The following is a 251-nucleotide window of genomic DNA, read 5'->3' as shown; positions in this document are numbered from 1 at the left end:
AGTGAGACGCAACATTTTCCTTTCGGGGCTTTGCTTTTTATATGTATTATGAGTAAAATATGTGGAATTTACAAGATAACTTCTCCAACAGGCAGGGTTTATATTGGGCAAAGCATTGACATTAAAAAGAGAATAAGGGGTTACAGATATCCAGAACACGTGAAAGGTCAAAGAAAGTTGTATTATTCACTGAAGAAGTATGGGTATAAAAAACATAAATTTGAAATTGTGGCGCAATGCGACATTGAAAA

General features: G+C 34.3%; 1 protein-coding gene. It reads left to right on the top strand.

The genetic code is table 11. From position 1 onward, the window contains the following. Window positions 1-48 precede the first annotated feature (48 nt). On the top strand, window positions 49-251 hold a 203-nt coding region (locus RMT89_RS44485; RefSeq protein ID WP_315889443.1), incomplete at its 3' end, for a GIY-YIG nuclease family protein.

It is taken from the genome of Streptomyces sp. P17, from assembly GCF_032436805.1.
Taxonomy (GTDB): domain Bacteria; phylum Actinomycetota; class Actinomycetes; order Streptomycetales; family Streptomycetaceae; genus Streptomyces.
This window is presented reverse-complemented; position numbering and strand designations above follow the sequence as displayed.